Source organism: Roseibium sp., from assembly GCF_050301095.1.
Classification (GTDB): Bacteria; Pseudomonadota; Alphaproteobacteria; order Rhizobiales; family Stappiaceae; genus Roseibium.
This window is the reverse complement of the sequence record NZ_JBNKYW010000241.1, coordinates 1-8,772: the sequence shown is the minus strand read 5'-3', so window position 1 is coordinate 8,772 and position 8,772 is coordinate 1. Positions and strand designations below refer to the sequence as shown.

The window sequence follows — 8,772 nt, the reverse complement described above, 5'->3', positions numbered from 1 at the left end:
AAACCCAAGGGCGTCGTCGTCACACGGCAGGGGCTCAAGAACCTCCTGTGCTGCCTGAGCACCGACCTTCGCCTGAAGCCCGAGGACAAGGTGCTCGGGGCAACCACGATAGGGTTCGATATCGCCGGACTTGAGATTTTCGGTCCGCTCATGAGCGGTGCCGCCGTGCTGCTGTTCGAGGGGAACCAGCGGGAAGCGGACCGGTTGTTCGACTGGATATCTGCCGAACAGCCGACGGTGATGCAGGCAACGCCGTCGCTGTGGCGCGCCCTGCTCGAGGTCGGAACTCCGCCGCGGCTTCGGGTCCTTGCCGGCGGCGAGGCCCTCGATGGCGGCCTTGCGGCGCAGTTGCGTGAAACCGGACCGGTGACCAATCTCTATGGCCCGACCGAAACGACCATCTGGTCCCTCTTGGAACCCGCAGCCCACGAGGCCGAAACCGGACCCGGCATCGGCCTGCCTCTCTGGAACACTCAAGCCTACGTTCTTGACCAGACCCTGCAGCCGGTGGCCGACGGGGTTGCCGGAGAACTTTACATTGGCGGGCTGGGGCTTGCGCGCGGTTATCATGCTCGGCCAGACCTTTCGAGCGAACGCTTCGTGGCGGACCCCTTTGCCGGAGGCGGCGCGCGGATGTACAGGACCGGCGACAGGGTTTTCCGCAGAAACACCGGCGATTTGGTGTTCCTCGGCCGCAATGACAGTCAGATAAAGATCCGCGGACATCGCATCGAACCGGCAGAAATCGAAGCCGCAATCGCCGCAATGAGCAATGTGGCGCAGGCTGTCGTTATCGACAGGGCCGGCGCAGGCCGGAGCCAGTCGCTCGTGGCCTATGTCGTTCCGGAAGGTGGAACGGAGCTCAATGGTGAACCGCTGCGCACACGTCTCCGGCAGACCCTGCCGGACTACATGGTACCCGCAGACCTCGTCATTCTTCCGGAACTGCCACTGACCCCCAACGGCAAACTCAATCGCCTGGCGCTTCCCCATCCGGTCCGCAAGCCGGGCAGTTCGGAACCACAGACTTTGCAGGAGACCTTGCTTTGCAACCTCTTTGCCGAATTGCTGCCCGGAGCCCTGCCAGGTCCGGAGGACAGTTTTTTCGAGATGGGTGGCCATTCACTGCTCGCGGCGCGGCTGAAAACGCTCATGCGGGAGCGAATGGGACTTGAAGTCAGCCTTCGCGATATCTTCGAAACGCCGACGGTACGCGGCCTCCTGTCCCACGGGCAAGGCCGGAAAACCGGCCTGCTGGAACCGGTTCTGCAGATTCGCCGTGCCGGAACGGAGGCACCACTGTTCTGCGTCCATCCGGGGTTTGGTCTTGGCTGGACCTATGCCGGACTTGCTTCCGTCCTGCCTGCGGACATCCCCATCATTGCGCTTCAGGCGCGCGGATATGTCGGCGAGCCGGTCCTGCCCTCATCGATCGGCAGCATGGCGGCCGACTATGTTGAAAGCGTCAGCCGGATCGATCCCGACGGCCCCGTTCGGTTGCTGGGCTGGTCTTTTGGCGGACTGGCCGCATTCGAGATGGCCCGGTTGTTTGAGGAACGCGGGCGGAAAGTGGAATTTCTGACGCTTCTGGACAGTTATCCGGCGGATGCTTCGGATCCTTTGCCGGACCTCTCGGATCACGGCGCCCGCGGTGCTTTCTTCGAGATGGTCGGCTTCGATCCGGATGGCCGCGCGCCGGAGACGATCGGCTTTGATGAAGTCATGCGCTACATCGAGCGGATCGCTCATCCGCTCGCGGATCTGACATGCACGGATTTCGAGGCAATGCTCCGGATTGCGCGCAACAATGCGCAGCTGGCACATGGCTACCGGCCGCGAGAGCTTTCCTGCCCGCTGATTCACTTCGTCTCGAAAGACACCTGGCGGATGAATTCGCTTGCGAGCGACCCGTGGAAGCATCTGACAAGCGGCCGGTTCGAAACATTGGCACTTGACTGCACGCATCACGAGATGACTTCGCAGCAAGCACTTGCCGAAATCGGCAGGGAACTTGCTCGATGGATGGACAAGGGCGACCTGTCATGCGGGCAGGATGCCCAGGAAGGGAGACATTAGAATGTCGGTTGATATCCTCAATCCGATGGAATCTGCGCAAAAGGCGGTTGTCGCGACGCCATTGACCGGCCGCGAGTTCATCGAGAGCCTTCAGGACCAGCGTTGCGTCTATTTCAATGGCGAGAAGGTGAGCGACCTGACCGGCCACCCGGCGTTCCGCAATTCGGTGCGTTCGCTTGCCCGTCTCTATGACGCGCTTCACCAGGACCATGACAGCGGCACCGGCGTTCTGACCGCGCCGGCCGACGCCGATCCTGCCGGTTTTACACATCGTTATTTCAAGGTGGCCCGCTCCGCGGAGGAACTGCTCGGTCAACAGCAGGCCATCGCCGAATGGGCGAAACTCAGCTATGGCTGGATGGGACGGTCGCCCGATTACAAGGCCGCAATCGTCAATACCCTGGAGGCCAACGCGGCCTACTATGGTCCTTTCGCGGACAATGCCCGCCGCTGGTATCATCTGGCGCAGGAACGGACCTATTTCATGAACCACGCGGTTGCCAATCCGCCGATCGACCGGGCGAAGCCGATCAGCGAGGCGAAGGACATTCTGGTGCATGTGGTCCGGGAAACCGATGCGGGGCTTTATCTTTCAGGCGCCAAGGTGGTCGCGACCTCCGCAGCACTGACCCATTACAATTTCCTGAGCCATCATGCGGTGTCCGATACGAACGAGCCGCCGACGGCTTTCATGTTCTTCCTCGACATGTCGACACCGGGAATCAAGCTGATCTGCCGGAACTCCTACGAATTCGCGGCCAGTCAGGCATCGACGCCGTTTGACAGCCCGCTGTCGTCACGGTTCGACGAAAACGATGCCATTCTCGTCCTCGACAATGTCTTCGTGCCCTGGGAGAACGTCCTGGTTTACGGCCCTGCCCACAAGCCCATCGATTTCCTGATGGATACCGGCTACCTGCAGGGGACCTGTTTTCACGGCTGTACCCGTTTTGCGGTGAAGCTTGATTTTCTGAGCGGTCTCCTGACGAAGGCGCTGCATATCACGAGCGGCGACGAATTCCGCGGCAACCAGGTTCTGCAGGGCGAGGTAATTGCGCTTCGCCACCTGTTCTGGTCGTTGTCGGATGCCATGGCGCGAACGCCCGAACCTTTCGCAGACGGCGCGTATCTTCCGGGTCTGTCCGCCGCCCAGGCCTATCGCGCGCTTGCACCGGACGCCTATGGCAGGGTCAAGGAGATCGTCCAGAAGATTGTCGCCTCCGCGCTTATCTATCTGCCGTCCTCGGCCAGGGACTTCCGGAACCCGGAAATAGACGCCTATCTGGAACGCTATGTGCGCGGCTCCAACGGCATTGGCTACAAGGACCGTATCAAATTGATGAAGTTGCTCTGGGATGCGACCGGTTCCGAGTTTGCGGGACGCCACGAACTTTACGAACGCAACTACGCGGGCAACCACGAAGAGGTGAAACTGCAGCTGCCGGCGATTGCCCGGCGCGATGGAACGATGGACCGGATGCTGTCGCTTGTTGACCAGTGTCTTGATGACTATGATGAATTCGGCTGGTGCAACGCAGCGTGGAAAGACTGACGCAAGGGGTTGGAAGAGACGGTGATGACAAATCCATTCGACGATCCGGACGGCATTTTCCACGTTCTGGTGAATGACGAGAACCAGCATTCGCTCTGGCCCGATTTCGCACCCGTTCCGGACGGCTGGCGGTCGGTCTTCGGACCCGGCAAACGGCAGGATTGTGTTGACTATGTCAACGTCCACTGGACCGACATCCGCCCGAAAAGCCTGCAAGAGGCTACCGGCGGCTGACCGGTTTCACATGTGACGACCCTTCTGGAGCGCCTGGTTTTCGATGAATTTCTTTCGTCTCTTGTATCGTGAAGCGGGTGGCAGCAGACGCTCCTTCCTATTGCTTTCCATGGTGCCCGGCCTGGTCATGGGGCTGGTGATCGCGGTCATCAACGCCACCACCAACTACCAGCAGACCACCGGACTTCAATGGCAGTATCTCGGTCTTTTCGTGCTGGGCTGCGCAACGGTTCTGTTCACGATGAACCGGGCGCTCAACATGGCGACAGCGATTATTGCCGACTATCTTTGCCGGTTGAGGATCAAGGTCACAGCGCAAGTGCGCAACCTGAACCTGGCCACCGTCGAGGAAATCGGCCTCAACCGGATCCGGGCAGCGGTCGGCCGGGACCACCAGACAATCGAGGAGACCGCTCCGGCATTGGTCGGCCTGATCTATTTCGTCATGCAGCTGGTGATGTCGGCTCTCTATATCTGCTATCTCTCGCCGCTCGCCTTTGCAGTTACGCTGGCTTTTCTCGCCGGGGCCGTCTTCTTCTACCGCAAGAGCTACCGCGACGCGGAAGAGCTGATGCGTCAGGCAAGCCTGAGCGAGCAGGCCTTTCAGAACAGTTTTGAGAACATCCTGAGCGGCTTCAAGGAAGTGAAGCTGAACGCGCAGCGCAGCGACGATCTCTTCCATAATTACATCATCCCGCGTTCCGAGCAGGTCGAAGAGCTGCGGGTGGAGTCCGGCCGATCCTTCAACTACGGCCAGTCGGTCAGCGATGTCTTTTTCTACACTCTCATGGGGACGCTGGTTTTCGCCATCCCGTTCTATGTTTCGGATCTGTCCATTCCCGGAAAGATCGTCACCGTGATCGTCTTCGCAAGCGGCGCCATCACCTCGATCATCCGCATGTTGCCTGTCGTGTCGCGGGCAAATCTTGCAGTATCGAATATCGAAGAGCTGAAGACGCTGCTGGAAAAACACAGCGAGGGTGCCGAGGATCGTCTCAAGGTCAAACAGGCGAAGCTGTCAAAATCCATCTCGCTGAAGAAGATTGCCTATACCTATCACAGCGAAAACGGCGACCGACCCTTTTCGATCGGTCCCTGCGATCTGGAAATAAAGTCCGGCGAAATGGTTTTCATCGTCGGGGGCAACGGCAGCGGCAAGTCCACGCTTGCCAAGATCCTGACCGGTCTCTACGAGCCGAATGGTGGGCATATTTCGTGGGACGGAAAGGTCGTGAAGCCGGAAAACATCGACCGGTACCGCAGCCTGTTTGCAGTCATCTTTTCCGACTTCCACCTGTTCGACCGGCTCTATGGGGTGGATCTGTCGGATGAGCAGAAGCTTTATGATCTTCTGGAAGACATGAAGCTTGACGAGAAGGTTCACTATCGCAACAACCGGTTCAGCACGACGAACCTGTCCACCGGACAACGCAAGCGGCTCGCGATGGTGGTTGCCCTCCTGGAGAACCGGGACGTTTACGTTTTCGATGAATGGGCCGCCGATCAGGATCCGGAATACCGGCGCTGGTTCTATTCGGACTTCCTGATGAAGCTCAGGAATGAGGGCCGCACCGTCATTGCGATTACCCATGACGACCGCTATTTCGATGTCGCCGACAAGATCGTGTGGATGGAAGAAGGCAGGATCAGCAAGGTTTCAAGTCGCGCGGAGGCCGAGGTTTAACCGGAGGTCCGGTGCGCGCTTGCGATGCTTTGGTGCCCCGCCGTTTTCTTGCTGCAGCTCTGGAAGGACAATTCGTGCGGACCGGATTGCAAAAGGTCAGGGTGAGGATCCTGGAAACGAACGGCAGCGGCGCGCAGGATCTCGACGCCGCCCTTGCAATTCTCTCGGAAGGGGAATTGGAGCGGTTCCGGAATTACCACTTTGCCCGGGATCGCAAGGACTATGCTCTCGCGCACGCCTTGCTGCGACGAACCTTGAGCGACTTCGCGCCTGAAACCGAACGGGGAGCCTGGCAGTTTGAGACCCGTGCGTCCGGTAAACCCGGCGTCATCGCGCGTCCCGATCTGGATTTCAGCCTGACCCATGCGCGGGGACTGGTGGCATGCGCGGTCGCCGATACTGGTCTGGTCGGCATAGACGCCGAAACGGACGAACGGCCGCTCGACATGGAACCATTGTTTCGCGAAGTGTGTTCGCCCGGGGAACGGCAGGAACTTGCCACGCTGACCGGACTGGCCCGTACCTCGAGATTTTTCGACTTCTGGACACTGAAAGAAGCCTACCTGAAGGCTCGCGGCGTGGGGATCACGGGTGACTTGAGCCTGACCGGTTTCACTATCGCGGACGACGGAAACATTCGTCTGGAGGCTGCGCGTGGCCAGCCCGGGCCTGACGCGACTTTCTGCATATACAGATGCAGCGGCCCTGCGCGTGTTGCGCTTGCCACGCTTGGAATAACCGGTCCGCACGACATCGAGGTAACGAAGGTGGCCAAATGGAACGCCTGAGTGCCCTGATGCGGCGAAGGGCGTTGTCCAGATGGTTTGAAAGTATCGGGGAGGAACGTTGGCCGCGGGGAGGCATCAATCCCCCGACTGGCAAAAACAGGTCATTTGTTTCAGGCACGCGTTCGAAGATCGGTCGTCCAACTGAGACGAAGGAGACGGCAACAGGAAGAACATCGCCGCTTATCGGGCTGTAAAGACGAGGCTGCCGGCTGCTCCGGAACGGCGCTGAATGACCGGAGCGGAAGTGTCGGCCGTTTGGGTCTTTCCCCGGAGGGGACTTTCTTCCGTTGAGTGGATTTGACCGTGCAGGCTCTCCTGAGCCTGCGATTTGCGCAACCGGCCAGACGGCCTCGCAGTGCCTGGAGAGCCATGAGCTCAGCATCTGCGCCACCCAGGCCATATCGGTCCCGGCCGGACTGGCAGCAGGTGTCAGCTGTTCTCCACAGCCGCAGAAACCGCTTTTCCCTGCCGGAATTTGCGGAACACCGGTGTCAGAGCCGTCAGAGCGATCAGCATGAGCAGACCCCAGGAAATCGGACTGGCGACGAGGTAGGTGTAGTCGCCGCGCGAGATCAGGAGCGCCCGTCGGAAAGCCTCTTCTGCCATCGGGCCGAGGATGACGGCGAGGACGGCCGGGGCTGTCGGGATCCTCAACTTCTCCATGACAAAGCCGATCAGCCCGAAACCGAGCATCAGGCAGACCTCGAACATGCTGTTGTGAACCGAATAGACCCCGATGACTGTCAGGCAGAGGATCATCGGCGCAAGCAGGGCCGGGGGCACCCGCAGGACGTGAATGTAGATCTTGGAACCGAACCGCCCGATGAGGAACATGAGGACGGCGGTCACGAGCATCGTGAGCATGAAGCCGTAGACGGTGGTGGCATTGTTGGTAAAGAGATCCGGTCCGGGACGCAGGCCGTGCACAAGCAGGGCCCCGAGAATGACCGCGGCGACCGCATTTCCCGGAACGCCCAGCGTGATTGCAGGGATCAGCGTGGCGGCGGTGTCCGCGTTGTTGGCGCATTCCGCGGCGGCGACCCCTTCCGGAGCGCCTTTGCCGTATCTGGTGCTGTCCTTGTCCGCGCGTCTTTGTTCGTTCCACGAAAGCAGGGCGGCGATATTGCCGCCAAGCGCGGGGATGATGCCTATGACGATGCCGATGCCGGAGGAGCGGATCCACACCGGTATCAGTCCCCGCCACCGGAATGCCTCGTGGTCATCCGGAATTTCCAGTTTTCGGCCGTCGAAAGCCAGCTTCCCAAGGGCAAGATCTATCGCCGGAGGGAGGGCATAAAGTCCGGTAAGCAGGACGATGATGTGGACGCCGCCACGTAGCTCCGGAATGTCGAAAGTGAAGCGGGCCTGGCCGTTGATGGCGTCGATCCCGATCATTCCGATTGTCAGACCGAAACAGGCGCTCAGGAGGCCCTTGACGGGGCTGTCGCTCATCAGGACGGCTATGGTCGACAAGCCGAATACTGCGAGCCAGAAATAATCGGCGGGACCGAACTTGAGCGCCAGCATGGCAAGTGGCGGCGCGAGCAGCAGCAAGGCGATGGCGCTTGCAAAACTGCCGATGGAGGAGGAGACGAGAGATACGTCAAGAGCCAGTTTCGCGCGGCCCTGCTGCGCCATCGGATAGCCGTCGTAAACCGTGGCAATCCCCGCCGGGGTTCCGGGTATCCGCAACAGGATCGCCGGAATGGAGCCACCATACATGGCGCCGTTGTAAATACCCGCGATCATTCCGAGCGCGGCAAGAGGCTCCATGGAAAAGGTGAGCGGAATGAGGACCGCGATCCCCATGGTCGCGGAAAGTCCGGGAAGGGCGCCGATGGCAATGCCGACAACCGTTCCAAGGACCATCGTCGCAATCACCTGGAGCGAAAATACCAGGGGAAGGGCGGTGTAGATATTGTTCAGAAGGTCCATGTCATTCAGCACCGATGAGACGTGTTGCGAGTTCCGCAGGCAGGGGAACCTTCAGGAAGAGGTTGAATATGCCGAAGAGGACTGACGTGAAGGCCACCGAAGCGAAACAGGCCGTTTTCAGGTCGCGAAAGCCGGACGCATAGGCAAACGCGGGTATGACGCACAAGGTTGCCGTGAAGAAGCCAAGCCATCGAATGGACGAGACATAAAGGAGCACCAGCACGGTGAGCGTCAGAAAACGGGCGAGGTATGCGGCCGTTTCACTTCCCTCGTCCTGCGCGCCTTCGGCAGCGTTCCCGCGGAGTGCGACTTCCGCCAACCAGGAGCCTGCCAGCAATACGGCGAGCCCCAGGACCGCCAGGGGCATGAAAGCGGACGCTTTTGAATAGGCGGTTGATTCAACAAACGCCCAGACAGACAGGATGAGGACCAGGGCTGCCAGGATCCCCTCGAAAATCTTGCTTTTCATATCGACTTCGCAACTTGCCGTGGGGGGGGGGGGG

7 protein-coding genes are annotated in these 8,772 nt (G+C 60.0%); 5 read left to right on the top strand and 2 right to left on the bottom strand.

Going from position 1 to position 8,772, the window contains the following annotated elements; genetic code table 11:
- The 5 genes from ACQY7U_RS21065 to ACQY7U_RS21045 all read left to right on the top strand — a co-directional run.
- On the top strand, positions 1–2,076 hold a 2,076-nt coding region (locus ACQY7U_RS21065; protein WP_428648904.1), incomplete at its 5' end, for an alpha/beta fold hydrolase.
- 1 nt (position 2,077) lies between these two features.
- Positions 2,078–3,628, top strand: a complete 1,551-nt coding sequence (locus tag ACQY7U_RS21060; RefSeq protein WP_428648902.1) for a 4-hydroxyphenylacetate 3-hydroxylase N-terminal domain-containing protein — start codon at positions 2,078–2,080, stop codon at positions 3,626–3,628.
- Positions 3,629–3,652: 24 nt separating this feature from the next.
- Positions 3,653–3,862, top strand: a complete 210-nt coding sequence (locus ACQY7U_RS21055; RefSeq protein ID WP_428648899.1) for an MbtH family protein — start codon at positions 3,653–3,655, stop codon at positions 3,860–3,862.
- 43 nt (positions 3,863–3,905) lie between these two features.
- Positions 3,906–5,546 carry a cyclic peptide export ABC transporter gene (locus ACQY7U_RS21050; protein WP_428648897.1) on the top strand — a complete coding sequence of 547 codons (1,641 nt, stop codon included), beginning with the start codon at positions 3,906–3,908 and terminating at the stop codon, positions 5,544–5,546.
- A gap of 74 nt (positions 5,547–5,620) precedes the next feature.
- The gene (locus ACQY7U_RS21045) at positions 5,621–6,334 is read left to right on the top strand and encodes a 4'-phosphopantetheinyl transferase family protein (RefSeq protein ID WP_428648894.1); all 714 of its coding nucleotides are present in this window, start codon (positions 5,621–5,623) and stop codon (positions 6,332–6,334) included.
- Between the two features lie 429 nt (positions 6,335–6,763).
- Here the strand turns inward: ACQY7U_RS21045 and ACQY7U_RS21040 are convergent, their stop codons facing one another.
- On the bottom strand, positions 6,764–8,269 hold the full coding sequence (locus ACQY7U_RS21040) for a tripartite tricarboxylate transporter permease (RefSeq protein WP_428648891.1): 1,506 nt from the start codon (positions 8,267–8,269) through the stop codon (positions 6,764–6,766).
- A gap of 1 nt (position 8,270) precedes the next feature.
- Entirely contained in the window at positions 8,271–8,738 is a 468-nt protein-coding gene (locus ACQY7U_RS21035; protein WP_428648888.1) for a tripartite tricarboxylate transporter TctB family protein, read from the bottom strand.
- Positions 8,739–8,772: the final 34 nt, after the last annotated feature.

Excerpts from the sequence above, each read along its gene's own strand:
- ACQY7U_RS21055 (WP_428648899.1), top strand. The coding sequence starts at position 3,653 with ATGACAAATCCATTCGACGATCCGGACGGCATTTTCCACGTTCTGGTG.
- ACQY7U_RS21050 (WP_428648897.1), top strand. The coding sequence starts at position 3,906 with ATGAATTTCTTTCGTCTCTTGTATCGTGAAGCGGGTGGCAGCAGACGC.
- ACQY7U_RS21035 (WP_428648888.1), bottom strand. The coding sequence starts at position 8,738 with ATGAAAAGCAAGATTTTCGAGGGGATCCTGGCAGCCCTGGTCCTCATC.
- ACQY7U_RS21060 (WP_428648902.1), top strand. The coding sequence starts at position 2,078 with ATGTCGGTTGATATCCTCAATCCGATGGAATCTGCGCAAAAGGCGGTT.
- ACQY7U_RS21040 (WP_428648891.1), bottom strand. The coding sequence starts at position 8,269 with ATGGACCTTCTGAACAATATCTACACCGCCCTTCCCCTGGTATTTTCG.